A 21,261-nucleotide genomic window follows, 5' to 3' on the forward strand; every position below is an offset into this window, starting at 1 on the left:
GAGAAGAACCATGTTGAATTCCGTTTCCCTCACATTTCCCGACGGCTCCGTGCGCGAATACGAGGCCGGCATGACCGGTTCCGGTCTGGCCGAGTCGATTTCCAAGTCGCTCGCCAAGAAGGCGGTCGCCTACAGCCTGGACGGCCAGGTGCGCGATCTGTCCGATCCGATCGGCAAGTCCGGCAAGGTCGAGATCGTCACCCGCGACGACCCGCGCGCGCTGGAATTGATCCGCCACGACGCGGCCCATGTGCTGGCCGAGGCGGTGCAGGAATTGTGGCCGGGAACGCAGGTCACCATCGGCCCGGTGATCGAGAACGGCTTCTACTACGACTTCGCCCGCAACGAGCCGTTCACGCCGGAGGATTTCCCCGCCATCGAAAAGAAGATGCGCGAGATCATCCAGCGCAACAAGCCCTTCACCAAGGAGGTCTGGTCGCGCGACAAGGCCAGGCAGGTGTTCCGCGACAAGGGCGAGGCCTACAAGGTCGAGCTGGTCGAGGCGATCCCGGAGGACCAGGACCTCAAGATCTACTATCAGGGCGACTGGTTCGACCTCTGCCGCGGCCCGCACATGGCCTCCACCGGTCAGGTCGGCAATGCCTTCAAGCTGATGAAGGTGGCCGGCGCCTATTGGCGCGGCGACGCCAACAATCCCATGCTGACGCGCATCTACGGCACCGCATGGGCCGACCAGGCGCAGCTCGACCAGTATCTGCACATGCTTGAGGAGGCGGAGAAGCGCGACCATCGCCGGCTCGGCCGCGAGATGGACCTGTTCCATTTCCAGGAGGAAGGGCCTGGCGTCGTCTTCTGGCATGCCAAGGGCTGGAAGATGTTCCAGAACCTGATCGCCTATATGCGCCGCCGCCTCGGCGACGACTATCAGGAGGTCAACGCCCCGCAGGTGCTCGACAAGAGCCTGTGGGAGACGTCCGGCCACTGGGGCTGGTATCAGGAGAACATGTTCGCGGTGAAGTCGGCCCATGCCTTCACCCATCCAGACGATGCCGACCAGCGCATCTTCGCGCTGAAGCCGATGAACTGTCCCGGCCATGTGCAGATCTTCAAGCATGGCCTGAAGTCTTACCGCGATCTGCCGATCCGGCTTGCAGAATTCGGCAACGTGCATCGCTATGAGGCATCCGGCGCGCTGCATGGGCTGATGCGGGTGCGCGCCTTCACGCAGGACGATGCGCATATCTTCTGCACCGAGGACCAGCTCGAGGCGGAAATCCTGAAGATCAACGACCTGATGATGTCGGTCTACAAGGATTTCGGCTTCGACGAGGTGGTTGTGAAGCTGGCCACCCGCCCGGAAAAGCGCGTCGGCACGGATGCTGCCTGGGACCATGCGGAGGACATCCTGCGGCGCGCGCTGGCGCGCATGGCGCGTGAGGACAACCGCATCAAGACCGGCGTCAACGAAGGCGAGGGCACGTTCTACGGGCCCAAGTTCGAATACACGCTGAGGGACGCCATCGGCCGCGAATGGCAGTGCGGCACCACGCAGGTGGACTTCAACCTGCCGGAGCGGTTCGGCGCGTTCTACATCGGCGCGGATTCGGAGAAGAAGCAGCCGGTGATGGTGCACCGCGCGATCTGCGGCTCGCTGGAGCGTTTCCTCGGCATCCTGATCGAAAGCCATGCCGGCCAGATGCCGTTGTGGTTCGCCCCCTTGCAGGTGGTGGTCGCGACCATCACTTCCGACGCCGACGACTATGCAAGACATGTCGTCGACACGCTCAAGGCGGCCGGCCTCAGCGCCGAGGCCGATTTGCGCAACGAGAAGATCAACTACAAGGTGCGCGAGCACAGCGTCGCCAAGGTGCCCGTCATTCTCGTGTGCGGCCGGCGCGAGGCGGAGGAGCGCACCGTCAACATGCGGCGGCTCGGCTCCCGCGACCAGGTGTCGTTGGGGCTGGACGATGCGGTCGCTGCGCTGGTGGACGAGGCGACGCCTCCGGATATCAAGCGCAAGCAGGCACTTTGACTTCAAACGAACGGGGCGGCGGTGGAGCGATCCGCTGCCGCCTTTCCCGGCCCGCCGGGGCGCGAAACCTCAGTCCGCGCCTTCTTCCGGATCGATCGCCGTCGCTTCCGAGGCGATCACCTCGACTTCCTCGTTCTTGCCGGCCTCGACCGTGATGTCCTTCTGGTAGATGTGGTCGCGGTTCTTGGCGATGACGGTGTAGCTTCCTTCAGCCAGGACCATGGGCGCGAATGCGCCGACAGCTTCCTTGATCGAATCGCCGGCCTCGTTGAGCACCGACCACGACGTGTCGGCGATCGCCTCGCCGCCAGCCTCGCGAACCAGCTTGAGCGTAACTTCGGCGGCCCTGTGCTCGACGGTCGCTTCGGTCAGCTTGCCGGCTTCGACGCGGATATCGGAGCGGATGACGGCGTTGACGGACCCGTAGGTGGAAACGACGTGGTAGGTGCCCGCGTTCAGCCTGACCACGGCCTTCGGCTGGACGTTGGGAACGATCAGCGCGTGCTCGCCGTCGGCTCCGGCATGGCCCTCATAGACAGAAAAGCGCAGCTTCTCGGGCGGGATGTGGCCGCCGCCCGAAAGCACGGCGTCCAGTTCCAGACCGCCGGCTTCCAGCACCAAGTTCTCGCGCTTGGCGTCCTTGCCGACGGTGATGCGCTTGGTGGCTCCGGCGCGGCCAAAGCTGGCGTGGACGAGGTAGCTGCCCGGTTCCAATTCGAAAGCGGCCGCGCCGCCATGGGCCGATGCGACCAGGGGCAGCTTGCCGTCCGGCCCGGGCTCGGGCTTGAACACGCGCCAGACGAGGCCGCGCGTGATCTCGGGCCCTTTGTCGGTCAGCTGCGCGCTCAAGGTGATCTCGCCGCCGCCATGGGCAGACGGGCCTTGCGCGCGCGGGTGCGCGTATTGCGAAATTCCGGGCAGCTTGAGATCGGTGACGATGTCCTTGTCGCGTGCGCCGGCGGGCAGCAACGATGCCGCCAGCAGCGCAGCGCCCAAGACCGGCGACGAAAGACGGCGAACCCGCTCCAACATGACTTGCGTTGAACCGCAATGCGGTGGCAATTTCAAGGCCCCGAGTCTTCCGGAAACCCATGATCTGCGGTATCCGCGGGACTGTTTTCAGGCGCGACGGCGCCTGTGCCAAGGCCGCCCCTTTTCTCACGGCGCGCTTCAGCCCAAATCCAGGAGAATTGCGCTCATGACGTCGCCGATCATCGATTTTCTGCTGACGCGGAATTCCGCTCCGATTCCCGACCTGCACGATCCTGCGCCAGGCGATGCGGACATCGCCACCATGATCGCTGCCGCCACACGCGTTCCCGATCACGGCAGGCTGGCGCCGTGGCGCTTCATCGTCTATCGCGGCGGGGCGCGGGTCGAGATCGGCAAGAAGCTTGCCGCACTGGCGGAGCAGCGGGAAGGGCCGCTGCCGGAAGGCCGGCGCAACCAGGAACTGGCGCGCTTCTCGCGCGCGCCGCTGGTCATCGGGGTGATATCGAGCCCGAAGGAAAACCCGAAGATCCCGCAATGGGAAATGTTCCTGTCGGGCGCAATGGCGGCGATGAACCTGATGCTGGCGGCCAATGCGCTGGGCTACGGCACCAATTTGATCACCAACTGGTATTCCGACGTGCCGGAGGGCAGGGCCATACTCGGGCTTGCTCCGGGCGAACGCGTCGTCGGTTTCGTGCATATCGGCTCTTACGAGGGGCCCGCGCCCGAACGGCCGCGCCCCGATCCCGCCGCGCTCTATGCGGACTATTCCGGACCGTGGAAGGACTAGGGACCGTCCGGCGAGGCCAGCTAAAGGACGCCGGCCGCCTTCGCCCGCGCCAGCAGCCGTTCTGCGAGCTTCAGGTGCGGGCGGTCATACATCTTGCCCTCGATACCGACGACACCGGGATTTCCGGCGGCGGCGAAGGCGGCAACGATCGCCGCTGAAAGCTCGACGGATTCCTTCGACGGGGTGAAGGCAGCGTTGATGACGGAAACCTGCGCCGGATGGATCGCCATCTTGCCGGTGAAGCCATCGCGTTCGGCCTCGGCGCATTCGGCCTCGAAGGCGGCCATGTCGCGGAAATTCGGAAATACCGTGTCGACCGCGGCCACCTCAGCGGCGGACGCGGCCAGGATCGTCATGGCGCGGGCCAGCCGGAAGACGTCCGTGTAGCGCCCGCTTGCATCGCGCGCCGCGCGGGCGCCGATGGCTGCGGACAGGTCCTCCGCGCCCCAGGTCAGGCCGGCAAGCCTCGCGCTGGCGCCGGTGTAGGTCGAAGCGGCCAGCACCCCGGCCGCCGTCTCGGTGATGATCGGCAGGATGCTGATGCCGCCGTCCGGCAGGCCGTTTTCGGCTTCGTGGACGCGCAGCTTCGCAGCCAGAAGCTGGATATCCTGTCCGCCATTCGACTTGGGCAGCATGATGCCGTCGGGGCCGGCGGGAACCAGCGCAGTCAGATCATCGTCGGTGAGGCCGGTCGAAAGATCGTTGACGCGGATATAGACGGCGGACTTCGCTTGCCCGCGCCGCGCCGAAACGAAGCTCGCCGCGACGGCGCGGGCGGCGGACTTGTTTTGCGGCGCCACCGAATCCTCGAGATCGACGATCACCACGTCGGCGCCGCAGGCGAAGCCTTTTTCGAGCTTCTTTTCCGAATCGCCCGGCACGAACAGCAGCGAACGCATCAGGCCGGCCTCTTCAGCATCATCGCCTGCCTGGTGCATTTGGCGACCAGCGCATCGTTCTGGTTATAGGCGCGATGCTCGAACTCGACGATGCCGCGATCCGGCTTCGATTTCGATTCGCGCACCGAGATCACGGTCGTCTCGACATGCACGGTATCGCCGTGGAAAAGCGGGTGCGGAAACATGGTCTCCGTCATGCCGAGATTGGCCACCGTCGTGCCGATGGTGATGTCGTTGACCGAAATGCCGATCATCAGGCCGAGCGTGAACAGCGAATTGACGAGGGGCCGGCCCCATTCCGTCTTGGAAGCGAAATCGAAATCGATGTGAAGCGGTTGCGGATTCAGGGTCATGACCGAAAACAGCATGTTGTCGCTTTCCGTCACGGTCTTGCGCAGCGGGTGGCGAAACACATGTCCGACTTCGAAGTCCTCCAGATAAAGTCCGGCCATCGCTTTCTCCTGTGCTGGGTTTGATAGGCTTCGCGCCGACCTGGTTCAAGCAGGTTAACGGATATGGTGAACCGTTCGTAAACCAATTTCCCCTAGGGTCATCCGTGGGCAGATTTCGGCTGGGGTCTTGGGCGGCATGGTTGTTTCGCATTTCCTGAAATGGGCATCCACCGCGCGGGTTTCGGAGCGGGCCGCGGCCGCGGCGGCGCTCGCCAGAGCCTATGTGGACCGCGAATTGCCCTTCGAGGACCGTTGCGCGGCGGAAGCGGCGCTGACGCTGCTTCTGGACGATCCCTCCTCCAAGGTGCGGCAGGCGATGGCGGAAGCGCTGTCCATGAGCCGGCACGCGCCGGTCCAGATCATTGCAGCGCTTGCTTCCGACCAGCCCGAAGTGGCGGCGCTGGTGCTGGCGCGCTCTCCGCTGCTGACGGATGCCGACCTGATCGACCGCGTGGCGACCGGCCAGAAACCCACGCAAAAGCTGATCGCCGACCGGCCCTCGGTTTCGATGTCGGTCTCTGCTGCGATCGCCGAGATCGGCGAGGCAGAGGCATGTGCCGCGCTTCTGGCCAACACCGGCGCCTGCATCGCATCGCTCAGCTTCCGGCGCATGACGGAACGCCACGGACATGTGCCGGCGGTCCGCGAAGCGCTGATCGCGGATGCGCGGCTGCCTGCCGATTGCCGGCACATGCTGCTGGTCAAGCTGGGCGAAACACTGAAGGGATCGCCGCTGGTGCTGGCGCTGATGGGCGCGGCGCGGGCGGAACGGGTGCTGCGCGATGCCTGCGTGAAGTCGTCGCTGACGCTGATCGAAACCACCCATGCCGACGAACACGCGGCGCTGGTGGAGCATCTGCGCCTGCGAGGCGACCTGACCACATCCTTCCTCATCCGCACCGTCGCATACGGCAAGGTGGATTTTTTCGGTGCCGCCCTGGTGGCGTTGACGGGCCAGGCGCAGCATCGCGTCGGGGCTTTGCTTGCCGGCGGGCAGGACGTGGCCGTGCGGGCGCTGCTCACTGCGGCCGGGCTTTCGAGCCTTGCCCACGGGATCCTGCTGACCGCGCTCAAGGTGTGGCGCGAGGTCGCGAACGGCAAGCGGGTCGCCGGCGTGCAGGAAGTAAGCTGGCTGATGCTGAAGGAACTGGGCGGACAGGCCGCGGAAGGCGAGTTGCCCGCGCTGGTGAAATCGATCCATCTCGACGCCCTGCGCCAGAACGCGCGCGGCCATGCCCTGGCGATCGCGGCGGCCTGATCCCGGGAAGCTTCACGCCTGCTTGCGGAAGAATTCCGGATAATCCTCTATGGCGGCGGCGATCACGCGCATGGCGGACGCCGACTGCAGCGCCTCCGGCGAATCGGATTCGGCGATCTCCGGCGCGTTGCGCCGCGCCTGTTCGATCATCGCCGCCCATGAATGGCCGGGAGATTGCACCAGCAGGTCGCGAGCCACTCCCTTGAGGAACTCCGTGACGGACTGCCTGGCGGCAGGCGGCAGCGCCGTGCCCAGCAGCGCAAGACGCAGCCGCAATATCTCCAACCCGACCGAGACCGCCACGACGCTTCCGCCCAGCAAGGGGTCGTTGCGCTTGCCGCTGGACTGCAACAGCGGCATCAACTGATTGATACGGTCATAGGCCAGGCCTTCGAACGCGGACCGGCGCGGTATGCGCTCGTGCAGGCAGAGCCGGGCGAGGTCCTCGCGCATGACGCGCACGATACGCCGGACCGCCTCGCGCGCGCTGACAGGCAGGACGACGAGATAGACGCCTGTCGCAAGCAGGATGCCGATCAGGACGGAGACCGAGCCGGTCAGGAATTCCTGCGGGTCATAGGTCATGACCGGGTGAGGACTGAGGAAGGCGAGGAAATTGATGGCGAAGGCCGTCGCCACACCCGCATATCGCGGATTGGCCATGGCCAGCGCCGTCGGAACCAGAATGGGCACCACGAACAGCATGAACCAGCCGAAGCCGGGCAGCGGGGGCAGGATGTACTGGCCCACGAGGAAGGCGAAGGGCAGGGCGAGCAGCGTGCCCTTGAAGAACCCCCAGGCGGCCTGCACCGGGAACGGTCGCGACGCGAACAGGCTGGACACGACCGCGACGATGATGACGAGACCGGTCGCGCCCGGCCATTGCGTTTCCAGCCAGAAGGCCGCCACCAGGGCGGTTCCCACCATGGCGCGCGCCGCGTTGCGCCATGCCCCGCGATGGTCGCGGTGGATGACCAGGTCCGGCTGCCGGCGGGTGCGCTTGCGGGTGTCCGGCGGCCGTCTCAACGCATCCAGGCCGCGAAGCGCACCTTTCAAGGCCTGGGCGAATTCGCCCGCGATCGTCAGGCGCGAGAGGGTGCCGATCCTGTCATCGCCTTCGCCGGCGACGAGCGGCGCGGCGGCGGCCTCTTCCGCTATGCGATCGAGCCTGTCGATGAAGGGTTCGGTGTGCTTCAGGCTGTCGACCGCCGACAGGTCGGCCACACAGGATTTGAGCGCGCTGCGCACGGGGATGAGCGCGGCGTTGGCCGGCGCGGAATGACGGTGCAGCATGCGCGCCGCCGACAGCGCCGACAGCAGATGCCCTATGGTCCGGCGCACCGAGTTCGCGCGCGTCGACATGCTGGGCGTTTCGAGGCGGGCATAGGCCCGCATTTCGCCGAGCGACTGGATGTCGGCGATCAGCTTGGCGTGGAGCGCGCGGAGCTTTTCGATATCGGCGCCTGAAAAGGCGCCGCTGGCATAGGAAGCGAGATCGATGATGCACCGTTCCAGCCGGCTCGCCATCGCGTCGCCGGCAAGCTGCGGCAGGATCAGGCGGCTGGTGACGGCCGCGCAGAGAATGCCGAGCACGATCTCGCTGCAGCGGGCGGTGGCCAGTTCGGCCAGCAAGTGCGGCTGCCCGAAGGCCGGCAAGCCGATGATCATCGCCGTATAGCCGGCCAGGGCGGCGCCGTAGGCTTCCGGATTTCGCAGCAGCGAGGAGACGAGCGTGCAGATGCCGATCCATAGCGCCAATGCGCCGAGGAACAGCCATGCATGGCCGCTGAAAAGAGGCACGATGGCGAGCGCCACGACGGCGCCGATCAATGTGCCGACGAGGCGGAAGAACCCTTTCGCCAAAACCATGCCAGCGACGGGCTGGGAGACGATGAAAACCGTCATCATCGCCCAATGCGGGTGTTCGAGCTTCAAGGCATAGGCGGCGAGCAGCGCGATGAGCCCTGCCGAGACGGTGCGCAGGGCGAAGATCAGGTCGCTTCGGGTCGGCTTCGCAAGCGCCTGGAACCAGTCCCGTAACTGTTTCTCAAGCCGCTGCCACATGACGGTGCTCCGATGAAGCGGCTATGGGGTCAGATATCGAGCGCCTCGGCCTCGGCGAATTCCGCCCGCTCCTGGATGAAACGGAACCGGGCTTCCGGCTTCGTGCCCATCAGGGCGTCCACCGCATCCTTCGTCGCGGCTTCCTCGTCCAGCACCTCCACCCGCAGCAAGGTGCGTTTGCGCGGGTCCATGGTAGTTTCCTTGAGCTGATGCGCCATCATCTCGCCGAGACCCTTGAAGCGGCCGATCTCCACCTTGCCGCGTCCGGTGAATTCGGTGCGCAGGAGTTCGTCCTTGTGGGCGTCGTCGCGCGCATAGGCCACCTTGCCGCCCTGACGGATCGAATAGAGCGGCGGCACGGCCATATAGAGATGGCCGCCGCGGATGATCTGCGGCATTTCCTGATAGAAGAAGGTGATCAGCAGCGAGGCGATGTGGGCGCCGTCGACGTCGGCGTCGGTCATGATGATGACGCGGTCGTAACGCAGATCCTCCTCGCGATATTTGGAGCGTGTGCCGCAGCCCAGCGCCTGGGTCAGGTCGGAGATGGTCTGGTTGGCGGCCAGCTTGTCATTGCCGGCGCTGGCCACGTTCAGGATCTTGCCGCGCAGCGGCAGCACCGCCTGGCTGGCGCGGTCGCGCGCCTGCTTGGCGGAGCCGCCGGCCGAGTCGCCCTCGACGATGAAGATCTCCGCGCCTGCGGCCGCGTTCTGCGTGCAGTCGGCCAGCTTGCCGGGCAGGCGCAGCTTGCGCACCGCCGTCTTGCGCGACACTTCCTTTTCCTGGCGCCGGCGCACCCGCTCGTCGGCACGCGCGATCACCCAATCGAGAAGCTTGGAGGCTTCCTGCGGATTGTCGGCCAGCCAGTGGTCGAACGGGTCGCGAATGGCGTTCTCCACAATGCGGATCGCCTCGATCGTCGCCAGCCTGTCCTTGGTCTGGCCGACGAATTCCGGCTCGCGGATGAAGACGGAAAGCATGCCGGCGGCCGAGATCATCACGTCTTCCGAGGTGACGGCGGAGGCGCGCTTGTTGCCGATCAGATCGGCATAGGCCTTGAGGCCGCGCGTCAGCACATTGCGGAAGCCCGCCTCGTGGGTGCCGCCCTCATGCGTGGGGATGGTGTTGCAGTAGGAATTGAGGAAGCCGTCGCCGCCATACCAGGTGATGGCCCATTCGAGCGAGCCATGGCCGCCCTGCTTCTCGCTCCTGCCGGCGAAAATATCGCGCGTGACCTGGAATTCATCGCCGAGCGAGGCTTTCAGGTAGTCGCCGAGGCCGCCGGGGAAATGAAATTCGGCCTTGGGAGGCGTGGGGTCCTTTTCCTTGATGAGGGATGGATCGCACGACCAGCGAATCTGCACGCCGCCAAACAGATAGGCTTTCGAGCGCGCCATGCGGTAGATCCTGGCCGGCTCGAAGGCGGCGCCCTTGCCGAAGATCTGCTCGTCAGGATGGAAGCGCGTCCTGGTGCCGCGCCGGTTGTGGATTTCGCCCAGATGCTCCAGCCCGCCCTGCGGAATGCCGCGCGAGAAACGCTGGCGGTAGAGCTGGCGGCCGCGCGCCACTTCCACTTCGAGATGGTCGGACAGCGCGTTGACCACCGAGACGCCGACGCCGTGCAGGCCGCCGGACGTTTCGTAGACCTTGGAGTCGAATTTGCCGCCAGCATGCAGCGTGGTCATGATGACCTCGAGCGCCGACTTGTCCTTGAACTTCGGATGAGGATCGACCGGGATGCCGCGGCCGTTGTCGGTGACGGTGAGGAAACCGTCGGCGGAAAGCTCGACCTCGATGAAGGTGGCGTGGCCCGCGACGGCCTCGTCCATCGAATTGTCGATGACCTCCGCGAAGAGATGGTGCAGCGCTTTCTCGTCGGTGCCGCCGATATACATGCCCGGCCGGCGCCGCACCGGCTCCAGGCCCTCCAGCACCTCGATGTCGGCCGCGCTATAACCCTCGCTGCCGTCGCGAGCCGCTGCCGGGCGCTTGGCCGCCTGCACCAGAGGGTCGGCCGGGCGGGACGGGGCACGCACGGGCTGCGGCTGCTTGTCGAGACTGAAAAGGTCGTTGCTGTCGTCCATGCGGCGGGAGATCACGTTGCGCGAATCAGGAAATCATACTGCCATGCTTTCATCTGCAAGGCATGCGGTTCGTGTTCTGTTCATGCGGCGGGCATTGGTCAAGCCCGTTGAGGCCGATTCACGACGAATGTACACGACAACCAACGGTGACAGAGATGGTGCAATGGAGTTTGGGACTGCAATGTTGATGGATGACATATCAATAAGCATATGCTACATGGTCATAGTGACGTCTGAGACCAGCCTATGATCACCAGCGGGCAAATGAAGGCGGCGCGTGCCCTTCTGGGCATCGACCAGAAGCAGCTTGCCGATCAGGCGGGACTTTCGGTGCCGACCATCCAGCGGATGGAGGCGAGCGAAGGGACCGTGCGCGGAGTGGTCGAAAGCCTGATGCGTGTCGTCGAGGCGCTGGACCGCGCCGGCATCGAGCTGATCGGTGAAGGGGCGATGAGCGCAGGCGGCGGGCGCGGTGTCCGCCTGAAGGAGCAGAACCAGACGTCAGCCCGTTGATCCACGATCTTCGCGACGGCGACCGCCGACCCCAGCCGACGATCCCGCCGCCTCTTTGGAGGTAGCAGTTTTCTAAATGTCTACGCAGACCCTGTCTTCGCCGCCGGTGCGACCGAGTTTCGTGGAGCTCTATACGCCGAAACTGGTGACTGTGCTGAGGGAAGGCTACAGCTTCGCCAATTTCCGGGCCGACTTCATGGCCGGTCTCACGGTCGCGATCGTGGCTCTGCCCCTGTCGATGGCGATCGCGATCGGCTCGCATGCGACGCCCGCGCAGGGGCTCTACACCTCCATTGTCGGCGGCTTCCTTGTCTCGGCGCTGGGCGGCAGCCGCTTCCAGATCGGCGGGCCGGCGGGGGCCTTCATCGTGCTGGTCGCGGCCACGGTGCAGCAGCACGGCATGGACGGACTCATTCTCGCGACCATCCTGTCAGGGCTCATGCTGATGGCCATCGGCTATCTGCGGCTCGGCACCTACATCAAATTCATACCCTATCCGGTGACCGTGGGATTCACGGCCGGCATCGCCGTGACCATTTTCTCGGGCGAGATCAAGCCGTTGCTCGGCCTTTCCTTCAGCGGCGGGGAACCGGGGCCGTTGCTGGAGAAGATACCTTTCCTGTGGTCGAAGCTTCCCAGCTTCTCGGCCGCCGCCCTCGCGCTTTCGCTGGCGAGCATCGCACTTTTGACCGCGCTGCGCATGTGGAGGCCACGCTGGCCGGCCATGCTGATCGTCGTGGCGCTGGCAGCTGCGGCGACCGCTTTCCTCAAGCTGCCGGTCGACACCATTGGGTCGCAGTTCGGCGGCATTCCGCGCGAACTTCCGATGCCGGCGTTGCCGCAGCTCAGCCTGGAAAAGGTGCAGGCCGTCCTGCCCAACGCGATTTCCTTCGCGCTTCTGGGCGCGATCGAGTCGCTGCTTTCTGCCGTCGTCGCCGACAGCATGACCGGGCGGCGCCACCGCTCCAATTGCGAACTGGTGGGGCAGGGCGTTGCCAACATCGCATCGGGCCTGTTCGGCGGCATCTGTGTCACCGGAACGGTCGCCCGCACGGCAACGAATGTGCGGGCAGGGGCGCACGGCCCGCTCTCGGGCATGATGCACTCGCTGTTCCTGCTCCTGTTCATTCTGGTCGCGGCACCGCTCGCCAGCTACATCCCACTGGCGGTTCTGGCGGCGGTTCTGGCGGTGGTGTGCTGGAACATGGTCGAACGCCATGCCTTCGCGACCCTGCTGAGGGCGTCGCGCGGGGACGCGGCGGTATTGCTGGCGACCTTCTGCATCACCCTGTTCAGGGGGCTGACAGAGGCGATCGTGGTGGGGTTCGCGCTGGGGTCCGTGCTGTTCATCCATCGCATGTCGCAGACGACGGCGATCGAAACGCATATGCCGCTGGTGGCGGACGACATGCCTGACGACGGTTCGCGCGGAGCCTATGACGAAGCGTCCCAGCAAGACCCCACCGTCATCGTCTACCGCATTTCCGGGGCATTCTTCTTCGGTGCCGCCGCCTCCATCGGCACGGTGCTGGAACGCATCGGCGAAACGCATCGTCACCTGATCGTCGATTTCTCTGCGGTGCCGTTCGTCGACTCCACCGGCGCCAGGACCATCGAGGGGCTGGCGCACAAGGCAGCCCAGCGGGGCGTCAGCGTCTATCTGACGGGGCTCTCTGCGGGGGTGAAAAAGGAACTGGCGGTTCAGGGCGTGCGCGCGCCGTTGGTCAAGAAGGCTTTCTCGATCGAGCAGGCATTGGCGCAGATACGCAGCAAAAGGCCGACGCCTGAAGCGCCGGCCTGAATGTCGCGCAGACAGTTACACTGCCGCTTGCGGCTTACTCGGCCGCGTTGACGTAGTCGGACACCGGCGGGCAGGAGCAGACCAGGTTGCGGTCGCCGGCCACATTGTCGATGCGCGATACCGGCGGCCAATATTTCGCGACCGTGTCAGCAGCGCCGGCCGGATAGGCGGCTTCCAGGCGCGAATAGGGATGATCCCATTCGCCGGCAAGCGTCTCGGCGGCCGTATGGGGCGCGTTGACGAGCGGATTGTCGTCCCGCGGCCACGTGCCTGCCGCCACCTTACCGGCTTCCGTCGCGATGGAGATCATCGCATCACAGAAGCGGTCCAGCTCGGCCTTCGGTTCCGATTCCGTCGGCTCCACCATCAGGGTCCCGGCGACCGGCCACGACATGGTCGGGGCATGGAAGCCGTAGTCGATCAGCCGCTTGGCGACATCCTCCACGCCGATGCCTGCGCTGTCCTTCAACACCCGCGTGTCGAGAATGCACTCATGCGCGACGCGGCCGTGCTTGCCCTTGTAGAGCACCGGGAAGTGGGCATCGAGGCGCGTGGCGACGTAGTTGGCGGACAGGATGGCCAACTCGGTCGCCTGCTTCAGCCCCGCCGCGCCCATCATGCGGATATACATCCAGGTGATGGGCAGGATGGAGGCGCTGCCGAACGGCGCCGCCGAGACCGGATGTTCCGTGCCGTTCTCGATATGGCCGGGCAGGAACGGCGCGAGATGCGACTTCACGCCGATCGGGCCGACGCCGGGGCCGCCGCCGCCATGCGGAATGCAGAAGGTCTTGTGCAGGTTCATGTGGCAGACATCGCCGCCGATGTCGCCCAACCTGGCAAGGCCGACCAGCGCGTTCAGGTTGGCGCCGTCGAGATAGACCTGCCCGCCATGTTCATGGACGAGTGCGCACAGCTCCTTGATGCCTTCCTCATACACGCCATGCGTGGACGGGTAGGTGACCATCAGTGCCGCCAGTTTCGCGGCATGGCCGGCCACCTTGGCGCGCATGTCCTCCATGTCGATGTTGCCGTCGTTGGTGCAGCGCACCACGACGACCTCCATGCCGGCCATGGCCGCGCTGGCAGGATTGGTGCCATGGGCGGACGATGGAATCAGGCAGATGTTGCGATGCGGCTCGCCGCGCGAGGCGTGATAGCGGCGGATCGCCATCAGTCCGGCATATTCGCCCTGGCTGCCGGCGTTCGGCTGCAGCGAGACGGCGTCGAAGCCGGTGATTTCGCCCAGCCAGCGTTCGAGATCGTCGGTCATGGCCTTGTAGCCCTTCGAATGCGCCTTGGGCGCGAAGGGGTGCAGGTTGGCCACGCTGTTCCAGCTCACCGGCATCATCTCGGCGGCGGCATTCAGCTTCATCGTGCAGGAGCCGAGCGGGATCATGGTGCGATCGAGCGCCAGGTCCTTGTCGGCCAACCTGCGCAGGAAGCGCATCATCTCCGTTTCCGACCGGTTTTCATGGAAGACCGGTTGGGAGAGGAAGCTCTTCACGTCGCGCGCCTTGCCGGGTAGCTTGCGTTCGACCCCGGCCACCGCCTTGGCGCCGAAGAGGGCCGCGATGGCTTCCAGGTCGGCCTCGGTCGAGGTCTCGTCAAAGGAGATCCCGACCAGATCGTCGTCGATCATGCGCAAGAGACGGCCGCCCTTTTCGGCTTCCGAGGCAATCGCTTTCGCCTTGCCCTTCACCTCGACGGTGACGGCGTCGAAGCGATGCTCGCCGAGCACCTTCACGCCCGCCGCCTTGAGCGATGCCGCCAGCCGCGAAGCGAGGCCATGGACATGCGCGGCGATGGCCTGCAAGCCTTCCGGCCCGTGCCAGATGGCATAGGCGACCGCCATGTTGGCAAGCAGCGCCTGCGCGGTGCAGATGTTGGAGGTCGCCTTGTCGCGGCGGATATGCTGCTCGCGGGTCTGCAACGCCAACCGGAAGCCGGGCCGGCCCTTGGTGTCCACCGACTGGCCGACCAGACGGCCGGGGATCAGCCGTGTCAGCCTGTCGGAAACCGCCATATAGGCAGCGTGCGGGCCGCCATAGCCCATGGGAACGCCGAAGCGCTGCATGGAGCCGATGGCAATGTCCACCCCTTGCTTTCCGAGAGATTCCATCAGCGTGAGAGCCAACGGATCGGCTGCGGCGATAATCAGGGCACCGGCGGCCTTCGCCTGCTCGACCACGGCCGAATAATCGCCGAAGACGCCGAACGTGTCGGGCCACGGGACGATCACCGCCGCGGTCTGGTCGTCGGCCTGACTGCCTTCGATCCTTATGCCGAGCGGTTCGGCACGCGTCTTCACCACGTCCAGAACCTGCGGATGCGGTTCACCCGCAACCACGATCTTCGGCCGCTTGCCATAGTGGAAGCGCCAGGCCATGCCGACTGCCTCGGCCAGGGCGGTCGCCTCGTCCAGCAGGGAGGCGGAAGCGACCGGAAGGCCGGTGAGTTCGGTCACCAGAGTCTGGAAGTTGAACAGGAGTTCGAGCCGGCCCTGGCTGATCTCGGCCTGATAGGGCGTATAGGCCGTGTACCAGGCCGGATTCTCGAACAGGTTGCGCTGGATGACCGGCGGCACATGCGTTCCGTGGTAGCCAAGACCCACGAAGCTCTTCAGCACTTTGTTGGCCGACATCTTCTCGGCCAGTTCCGCCAAGGCTTCCGCTTCGCTCGCCGCGGCCGGAAGGTTCAGGGCGTGGTCGAGCCGGATCGATTTCGGCACGGCCTGGGAAATCAGCGTCTCGATGGAAGGAACGCCGATCGAAGCCAGCATGGCGCGCTGGTCGGCCACACGCGGCCCGATATGGCGCGTCTGGAAAGAAGCAGGTGCTGCGGTCATGTCCGTCATCCTGATGTCAACCGATATGGGATTTGTAGCCGGCTTCGTCCAGCAGGCCCTCAAGCTGGCTTTCGTCCGCCAGCTTCATCTTCCAGAGCCAGCCGTCGCCGGTCGGCGCGGAGTTGACGAGCGCCGGGTCGGCCGAAAGGGCCTGGTTGGCTTCCAGGATCTCTCCGTCCACCGGCGCATAGACGTCGGAGGCGGCCTTCACGGATTCGACGACGACGGCCGTGTCGCCCTTCGAAAGCGTCTTGCCGGCCTCCGGCAATTCCACGAAAACGAGATCGCCAAGCTGTTCCTGCGCGTAATCGGTGATGCCTACGGTCGCGACGCCGTTCTCGACGCGCAGCCATTCGTGGTCTTCGGTGAAATAGGTCGTTGCCATGAGAATTATCCTTTGTGATAGCGGTGAGGCGTGAAGGGCAGGGCGGCGACGTCTATCGGCAGTTTCGTGCCTCGGACGTCGGCGAACAGTCTTGTGCCGGGCTTGGCCAGCGCGGCGGAAACGTAGCCCATGGCGACCGGGTGGCCGGCGGACGGGCCGAAACCGCCGGAGGTGACGCGGCCGACGACATTGCCGTCCGCGTCGAGAAGGGACGCGCCGGCCCGCGCCGGCTGGCGGCCTTCGGGTTTGAGGCCGACGCGCTTTTCGGCCGGGCCGCGATCGAGAACGGCGCGCAGCGCGTTCGCCCCGATGAAGCTTCCCGAAGCGCGAAGCTCCTTGGGGATGGCCCACATCAGACCGGCGGAAGCCGGGTCCGTTTCGGGCGTAAGGTCCTGCCCATGCAGGCAGAGCCCGGCCTCCAGCCGCAGGCTGTCTCGCGCGGCAAGCCCGATCCACATGACGCGTCCGTCGGGCAGCAGTCTCGCCAGAAGTTCGCGCGCGTCCTTTTCAGGCAGGCCGATTTCGAAACCGTCCTCGCCGGTATAGCCGGATCGGCTCATGAACCAGTCCGTGCGCGGCTCGACGCCGTGCATGAAGGACAATCCGTCGATTTCAACCCCCGCCTCGGCCAGTGCGGATGCGGCTTCCGGGCCCTGGATCGCCAGAAAGACGCGTTCCAGCGGCTCGACCGTAGCGTCGAAACCCTTCGCCACTTCCTGCAGATGGGCTATGTCCGCAGCCGCGTTGCCGGCATTGGCCACGACCATGAAGCGCTGCGGGCCCAGCCGGGTGACGATGAGGTCGTCGTCGATGCCGGCGGCTTCGTTGAGGAAGAAGGTGTATTTCGACTGCGACTGTTCCAGCGCCTGGGCATCGAGCGGGCAGGCGCGGGAAAGCAGCGCGGCAGCCTGAGGCCCCCGCACCAGAATGAGCTTCATGTGCGAGATGTCGAACTGGCCGACATGCTCGCGCGTATGCTGATGCTCCTTCATGACGCCGGCCGGGTAGGTCAGCGGCATGGACCAGCCTGCGAAGGGGCCGAACTTGGCGCCCGCGGCTATGTGCAGATCTTCTAATGGAAGTCGTTTGGTGGTGCTTTCGCCCGACATGGCTTCTCCAGAACAGCACGCCTGGGCCGCTACGTGCGGCCTATCCGTGCCCCTCTGTCTGAAGCCTGAGAGACTCGCGCCGCCGGAACTCTGTCAGCGACGCTTACACCTTCGGCGCAGGGCTTTCGCCCCGACTTTCCAGAGTGCCTTAACCCGTCTACGGTTCTTTTGCCTGAGAGATTTCGGGCGATTTCCCCTTCGGCGGCAGCTCGCGCTGCTCTCTCCCGCAAACGGATGGGAACCTTACAAAAAAGCCCCCGACGACTCATCCATAGCCCGCCGGCAACGGATTGTCACCTCCCGTCCGGAAGATTGTCTCTCCGGCGGCTGGTGCCGTACTCACTCCAGCGGCGGCTGCGCCAGCGTGTCGAGACGTGTTTCAATCCGGCCTATAAGCTGGCCGGTCTCGGCGTGCAGGAGTTTGAGCTTGGCCAATTGCTCGCCGATCACGTCGGCCGCCGTTTCGTCCTCGGCCTCCACTGGCGCGGTACCGACGCCGTGCAGGAGCCACGACAGGCTGACATTGAGCAGCCCCGCCAATTTGCTGATGCGGTGCGCGCTGGGCTGTGAGCGGTCGCACTCCCAGGCCTTCACCGTCGAAGGCTTTACGCCAAGCCTGAGGGAGAGTTCCTTTGTGGTGAGGTAGCTTGCCGCGCGAGCGCGCGAGAGCCTGCCTCCGAACGTATCCAGATCCTGTTCCTGTTCAAAAATCGTTGTGGTGTCGGACAACCGATGCACCTCCAGTTTTGTTGATTGGGAATGGGCGACGACGCATCCGACGCCCGCGCCAAGCATGGCGGACCGGGTCGGCGATCGCAAGGCGCATATCCGCATTTTCTCCTAATTGATTGAATTGTAATGGAAGTTACCTTGTCCGATGGGTTGTCGGCCTGGCGTCGGCATCAGATTCCGCCATACCAGTCGTACCCGTAATCTTCCCAATAGCCGCCCCGGCCGCCGCCGATGGCGGAGAAGCTGTCGACCAGTTCGATGCGCTGAAGATATTTCGGCATCTTGTATCCGAGCTGCCTCTCGACCCGCACGCGCAGCGGCGCCCCGTTTTCCACCGGCAGCGGTTTCCCGTTCAGGCCATAGGCGAGGATCGTCTGCGGATGGCGCGCGTCGATCAGGTCGATCGAGCCGTAATATTTGACGTCGCCGGACAGGTCGTGATCGATCGTATCGAGGCAATGAAAGACGGCGTAGCGCGCCTGCGGCTTCACGACCGCCATGTCCAGCACCAGCGAAAGCGGCGTGCCTGTCCATTTCGCGATGCAGCTCCAGCCCTCCACGCAGTCGTGGCGGGTGATCTGGGTGCGGCTCGGCATGGCAGTGAGCTGGTCGCGCGTGAGGGAAAGCGGCTTTTCCACCAGCCCGTTCACCTCGAGCCGCCAATCGGCGAAATTGTCGGCGAGCAGACCCTGGTAATGGTCGTCGTCCGGTGCGGTGATGCCGTTCGGCCGCATCGGCTGGCGAATGTCGGCCTCGGTGAATTCGGGCGCCAGCGCGTCCCGGCCGGCCAACAGGCGCTGCACGCGCCAGGTCAGGTCGTTGGCGTTTTCCAGGAAAGAGCGCAGACCGTCGCCCACGCCAAGCTGGCTGTCGAAGGCGTCGCAGCCCGAGAGCACCATGCCGGAGGCGCCGAGGCCGGCGGCGGTGAGGAACTTGCGGCGGTTCAACCTGAATTTCTGTGCCATGTCAGTGCCTCCGGTCCATATCCGCATCCGTTTTCGGCGGGTCGGCCCGATACCAGCCGGTGATGATGGAGCGCAGTTCGTTGATGGGGCCGGCGGCGACGATCATCAGCATGTGGACGATGAAAAACAGGACCAGCAGCGCCATGACGGTGAAATGGATGGTGCGGGCCGTCTGCCGGCCGCCGAGCACCTCGTTCAGAAACGGCAGGACCGAATTCGTGCTCGGCGACATGGCGAGTCCGGTCAAGATCATCAGCGGCAGGGCAACGAAGAGGACGCCGGCATAGGCGAGCTTTTGCAGCGTGTTGTACTCGCGTGCGTGATGGAATCTCAGCCGCAGATGGTCCGCGATGTCGGCCGGCAGACGGCGGAAATCCTTCACGCGCGGCCACAGGTCGCGACGGATGTGCCCGTTCAGCAGGCCGGCGACGAGCCACAGCAGCAGAGTCGCGCTCAGGACCCACGCGAAGAAGAAATGCACGACGCGCGCCGTGCCGAGATCGTAATAGGAGGGAATTGTCGCCCATGACGGGAAGGCGCGTGCGCTTTCCTGGCCGGGCGGTCCCGACCAGCCGAGCACGCCGGTGGTGTCGAACCGATGGCCGAATATCCGCGTGAAGCCGCGCGGTCCATTCGCGGTGTCCTCGGCGCCGATGGCGAATATCGTGTTGTCGTATCCGAAGCCGGATTCCTTGCCGATATAAAGCTGCGGCCGCGCATTGAAGATCTGAAGGCCGGAAAGCAGCATGAAGAACAGGCAGAACGCCCATAGCCAGTGCGTCAGCCGCGTCCAGATCGACTGGCGATACACCAGTCCTTTCGATGCCGAGCTTTCGTTGACATTTCTGCCGACAGTGCTGTCCATCGTCGTTCTTCCATGGGCTTTCGGTGCGGCCTTTGCCTGCGCATTTGTAGCCCAATACGAGACGATTGACGGCGATGTTTCAGCCGTTCACGCATTTGTGCGAAAGATCTTGCCGCGTCGAGGCCGCGGTCAACTGCCCAGGCTGACCGCCAGATTGACGGCGGCGGCCACGATTACCGTGTTGAAAAAGAACGACACGATGGAATGCAGCAGAACGATGCGGCGCATCTGCTGGCTTGTGACGCCCGTATCCGAGGTTTGCGCCGTCATGCCGATCACGACCGCGAAATAAAGGAAGTCCCAGCCCTCCGGCCGTTTCGTGCCGGGAAATTCGAAACCGCCGACGGGTGCCTTCTTGCCGTCCGGCTGGACTTCGCCGTCCATCCAGTAGACATGCGCGTAATGCAGCGCCGTCATCTCGTGGATGGTGAACCAGCCGAGCGGTATCGAAGACAGCGCGAAGACGAGGCTTGCGGTATCGACGCCCTTTTTGTTGATGATCTGGAACAGGACGCCGATCGCGACGCCGATCACCACGGTCGTGACCGTGAAGATCACCACGATCGGCTGGTCCGTCGCCCTGGCATGGCGGCTCAGATAGTTGGCCGTCAGCAAAGGCATCTGCATCGTGACCAGAACGATGTAGGCGAGGAAAAAGGCGTTGGCCCCGATCGAGTAGGCGAGCGGTGCTTTCAGGAAAAGCGCGGTGACGAAGGCGAGAACGCCAATGCAGGCCGAAACCACGAATTGCAGGTGGCGGTGAAGCGGCGTTCTGATCGAGCCAGCGCTCATTTGCCCGAGCCTCGCGATGTTGCGGCGCCTTGCCTTTGGTCCCGCGCAGTCCAAGCGCGAAAGCGCTTTGCCCGAACCGTGCTATGACGTGGCCGATTTCAGCGCCCTGCGCAAGATGCGGTCGAGTTCGCCGAGGAAACGCGAGCGGTCCTGCGGCGTGAAGGTGGCATTGTAGCCCTTGCTTTCGCCGGTTTCACGCAGATGCTGCTTCAGATTGCGCATGGCGACGGCCATGCCGATGGTCTCGGCCGTGAACGGCCGCCCGGCCGGCCCCAGCACATGCGCGCCAAGCTCCACGGTTCTGGCGGCAAGCGGGATGTCGGCGGTGACCACGACATCGTTGGGGCGCGCATTGTCCACGATCCAGTCGTCCGCCGCATCGGCGCCCTTGGAGACGACGACATTGCGGATCATCGGGTCGCGAGAGGGGCGAAGGTCGCCATTTGCGACAAAGGTGACGGCAACGCCATGGCGCTCCGCCACCTTCACCACTTCAGCCTTCACCGGGCAGGCGTCGGCATCGACATAGATGACCGGCGCCGCCGTCATGCGGCCGATCCGTTTCCGGGCCGGTTCAAGCCGGCAAGGCTCCGGACTTCTTCGCCGTCCAGGTGGCGACGTAGTCCATCAGCGGCGGGTTGAGGCAATCGTAAGGCTCGAGCCCGGTCTGCCTGAGCTGCGCGCGGATGCCGTCCATGCGGCTCGGATCGACGCCGGC

18 protein-coding genes, 1 pseudogene and 1 riboswitch are annotated in these 21,261 nt (G+C 64.9%); of the genes and pseudogenes, 5 read left to right on the top strand and 14 right to left on the bottom strand.

Going from position 1 to position 21,261, the window contains the following annotated elements; translation table 11 throughout:
• Positions 1 to 10 precede the first annotated feature (10 nt).
• Entirely contained in the window at positions 11 to 1,993 is a 1,983-nt protein-coding gene (gene thrS / locus QU595_RS29475; RefSeq protein ID WP_315928778.1) for a threonine--tRNA ligase, read from the top strand.
• Positions 1,994 to 2,062: 69 nt separating this feature from the next.
• Here thrS and QU595_RS29480 read toward each other — a convergent pair whose 3' ends face one another.
• Complete coding sequence (locus tag QU595_RS29480; RefSeq protein WP_315928780.1) at positions 2,063 to 3,025, bottom strand: hypothetical protein; 963 nt, start codon at positions 3,023 to 3,025, stop codon at positions 2,063 to 2,065.
• 166 nt (positions 3,026 to 3,191) lie between these two features.
• Here QU595_RS29480 and QU595_RS29485 point away from each other — a divergent pair, with 166 nt between their 5' ends.
• The gene (locus QU595_RS29485) at positions 3,192 to 3,776 is read left to right on the top strand and encodes a nitroreductase (RefSeq protein ID WP_315928782.1); all 585 of its coding nucleotides are present in this window, start codon (positions 3,192 to 3,194) and stop codon (positions 3,774 to 3,776) included.
• A gap of 20 nt (positions 3,777 to 3,796) precedes the next feature.
• Here QU595_RS29485 and QU595_RS29490 read toward each other — a convergent pair whose 3' ends face one another.
• Both QU595_RS29490 and QU595_RS29495 read right to left on the bottom strand, forming a co-directional pair.
• Complete coding sequence (locus QU595_RS29490) at positions 3,797 to 4,675, bottom strand: CoA ester lyase (RefSeq protein WP_315928784.1); 879 nt, start codon at positions 4,673 to 4,675, stop codon at positions 3,797 to 3,799.
• Entirely contained in the window at positions 4,675 to 5,127 is a 453-nt protein-coding gene (locus QU595_RS29495) for a MaoC family dehydratase (RefSeq protein WP_315928786.1), read from the bottom strand. The genes QU595_RS29490 and QU595_RS29495 overlap by 1 nt, the downstream gene beginning before the upstream one ends.
• A gap of 136 nt (positions 5,128 to 5,263) precedes the next feature.
• Here QU595_RS29495 and QU595_RS29500 point away from each other — a divergent pair, with 136 nt between their 5' ends.
• Positions 5,264 to 6,385, top strand: coding sequence for a DUF2336 domain-containing protein (locus QU595_RS29500; protein ID WP_315928788.1), 1,122 nt, complete (start codon positions 5,264 to 5,266; stop codon positions 6,383 to 6,385).
• Positions 6,386 to 6,397: 12 nt separating this feature from the next.
• Here QU595_RS29500 and QU595_RS29505 read toward each other — a convergent pair whose 3' ends face one another.
• Together QU595_RS29505 and parE are read right to left on the bottom strand one after the other, a co-directional pair.
• Positions 6,398 to 8,449 (bottom strand): FUSC family protein, encoded by a 2,052-nt coding sequence (locus QU595_RS29505; RefSeq protein WP_315928790.1) that lies wholly within the window; start codon positions 8,447 to 8,449, stop codon positions 6,398 to 6,400.
• A gap of 29 nt (positions 8,450 to 8,478) precedes the next feature.
• Positions 8,479 to 10,533: a DNA topoisomerase IV subunit B gene (parE, locus tag QU595_RS29510; RefSeq protein ID WP_315928792.1), complete on the bottom strand. Its 2,055-nt coding sequence runs from the start codon at positions 10,531 to 10,533 to the stop codon at positions 8,479 to 8,481.
• Positions 10,534 to 10,779: 246 nt separating this feature from the next.
• On the opposite strand from parE, the gene QU595_RS29515 reads away from it, so the two are divergent.
• Together QU595_RS29515 and QU595_RS29520 are read left to right on the top strand one after the other, a co-directional pair.
• Positions 10,780 to 11,046 carry a helix-turn-helix transcriptional regulator gene (locus tag QU595_RS29515; RefSeq protein WP_315928794.1) on the top strand — a complete coding sequence of 89 codons (267 nt, stop codon included), beginning with the start codon at positions 10,780 to 10,782 and terminating at the stop codon, positions 11,044 to 11,046.
• Positions 11,047 to 11,122: 76 nt separating this feature from the next.
• Complete coding sequence (locus QU595_RS29520) at positions 11,123 to 12,847, top strand: SulP family inorganic anion transporter (protein WP_315928797.1); 1,725 nt, start codon at positions 11,123 to 11,125, stop codon at positions 12,845 to 12,847.
• Between the two features lie 34 nt (positions 12,848 to 12,881).
• On the opposite strand, the gene gcvP is transcribed toward QU595_RS29520, so the two are convergent.
• The 9 genes and pseudogenes from gcvP to QU595_RS29565 form a co-directional block, all read right to left on the bottom strand.
• On the bottom strand, positions 12,882 to 15,695 hold the full coding sequence (gene gcvP / locus QU595_RS29525) for an aminomethyl-transferring glycine dehydrogenase (RefSeq protein ID WP_315928799.1): 2,814 nt from the start codon (positions 15,693 to 15,695) through the stop codon (positions 12,882 to 12,884).
• A 16-nt stretch (positions 15,696 to 15,711) separates the two neighbouring features.
• Positions 15,712 to 16,080, bottom strand: a complete 369-nt coding sequence (gene gcvH / locus QU595_RS29530) for a glycine cleavage system protein GcvH (protein ID WP_315928801.1) — start codon at positions 16,078 to 16,080, stop codon at positions 15,712 to 15,714.
• Positions 16,081 to 16,085: 5 nt separating this feature from the next.
• The gene (gene gcvT / locus QU595_RS29535; RefSeq protein WP_315928803.1) at positions 16,086 to 17,189 is read right to left on the bottom strand and encodes a glycine cleavage system aminomethyltransferase GcvT; all 1,104 of its coding nucleotides are present in this window, start codon (positions 17,187 to 17,189) and stop codon (positions 16,086 to 16,088) included.
• Between the two features lie 150 nt (positions 17,190 to 17,339).
• A riboswitch (glycine riboswitch) is annotated at positions 17,340 to 17,426 on the bottom strand.
• Positions 17,427 to 17,528: 102 nt separating this feature from the next.
• A complete protein-coding gene (locus QU595_RS29540) occupies positions 17,529 to 18,008 on the bottom strand; it encodes a helix-turn-helix transcriptional regulator (RefSeq protein ID WP_315928805.1) in 480 nt (159 codons plus the stop codon).
• An 83-nt stretch (positions 18,009 to 18,091) separates the two neighbouring features.
• Positions 18,092 to 18,886: a molybdopterin-binding protein gene (locus tag QU595_RS29545; protein WP_315928807.1), complete on the bottom strand. Its 795-nt coding sequence runs from the start codon at positions 18,884 to 18,886 to the stop codon at positions 18,092 to 18,094.
• Position 18,887: 1 nt separating this feature from the next.
• The gene (locus tag QU595_RS29550) at positions 18,888 to 19,751 is read right to left on the bottom strand and encodes a cytochrome b/b6 domain-containing protein (protein ID WP_315928809.1); all 864 of its coding nucleotides are present in this window, start codon (positions 19,749 to 19,751) and stop codon (positions 18,888 to 18,890) included.
• A gap of 129 nt (positions 19,752 to 19,880) precedes the next feature.
• Positions 19,881 to 20,543, bottom strand: a complete 663-nt coding sequence (locus QU595_RS29555; RefSeq protein ID WP_315928811.1) for a DUF1345 domain-containing protein — start codon at positions 20,541 to 20,543, stop codon at positions 19,881 to 19,883.
• A gap of 81 nt (positions 20,544 to 20,624) precedes the next feature.
• A complete protein-coding gene (locus QU595_RS29560; RefSeq protein ID WP_315928814.1) occupies positions 20,625 to 21,092 on the bottom strand; it encodes a YaiI/YqxD family protein in 468 nt (155 codons plus the stop codon).
• A gap of 25 nt (positions 21,093 to 21,117) precedes the next feature.
• Positions 21,118 to 21,261 (bottom strand): annotated as a pseudogene (locus QU595_RS29565) (aldehyde-activating protein); the annotation flags it as partial.

This window comes from Mesorhizobium sp. SP-1A (assembly GCF_032460275.1).
Taxonomy (GTDB): domain Bacteria; phylum Pseudomonadota; class Alphaproteobacteria; order Rhizobiales; family Rhizobiaceae; genus Mesorhizobium.